The organism is uncultured Leptotrichia sp. (genome assembly GCF_938036635.1).
In the GTDB taxonomy this organism is placed as follows: Bacteria; Fusobacteriota; Fusobacteriia; order Fusobacteriales; family Leptotrichiaceae; genus Leptotrichia; species Leptotrichia hongkongensis.
In genome coordinates, this window is record NZ_CALHQO010000002.1 from 1 (window position 1) to 1,073 (window position 1,073).

Below are 1,073 nucleotides of genomic sequence, written 5' to 3' on the forward strand. Positions count from 1 at the left end.
ACAGTGGAAAAGGTAAAGGAAATAACAATGTCTTTACTACTGGACTTAGATTTAACTTCTAATATGATTTTGTCATAAATAATTACTTCTAAGATAGGAAGGCTGTAACATAAAATTTGAGTTACAGCTTTTCTTATTTACTTAGACTTTTTTTATACTAACTCTCATTTATAAAATGAGAATAAATTTTTTAATAGTAATATTCAATAGCTAATTTACAATTATTCAATTTCTTTATTTTATGCTAAATTCTGTTAAAAAAATGAAATTCATATCTTAGAATTAATTAAAAATATTAGGTTTATATCCTTTATAAAAAAGCTTGTAATAAACTTGTTATTTAAATAAGGTTTAGTATAAAATTATAAAAATGACTTTATTGACTTTTGGTATAACAAGTGTTACAATATTATAAATGAAAAAAATGGAGGTTTTAATTATGAAACAGAATGCTTTGATTAACAATATCATCAAAATTGAAACAAAAGAAAAAGAAATTTTAAAAAATGTTCTTTTAGTATTTGGTGGAACTGTATTTTTATCTATATTGGCACAAATCTTAATTCCATTAAAGCCTGTACCAATCACTCTTGGATCATTTGCAGTTACATTAATGGGACTGTTATATGGTAGAAAATTAGCAACAGCAACTATTCTTTCATATGTAGCGGCTGGTACAGCTGGAATTCCTGTTTTTGCAAACTTTAAGACAGGCGTACTATTTTCACCAAGTGGCGGATATGTTTTCGGATATATTGTTGCTGCAATATTTCTAGGATATTTGGCTGACAAAGGGTTTACAAAATCTTATGCAAAAACAATTTTAGCATTAATAATTGCCAATATAATTATTTATGCATTAGGAGTATTGCAATTATCATTATTTGTACCTAACAAAGACGTATTTAAGTTAGGGGTTTATCCTTTCTTGGTTGGTGATACTCTAAAAATGATGGCAGTTGCATCTTTAGTTCCAACATTATGGAAATTCGTTCCTAAAAATGATAAATAATAAAATTTTAAATATTATAAATTCCCATTTTTATGAAAAATCTAGATGGGGATTTTTTTTA

General features: G+C 25.6%; 1 protein-coding gene. It reads left to right on the top strand.

Annotated elements, in window-relative coordinates:
* The first annotated feature begins 439 nt into the window (after positions 1-439).
* Positions 440-1,012: a biotin transporter BioY gene (locus Q0370_RS00030; RefSeq protein WP_299570385.1), complete on the top strand. Its 573-nt coding sequence runs from the start codon at positions 440-442 to the stop codon at positions 1,010-1,012.
* Positions 1,013-1,073: the final 61 nt, after the last annotated feature.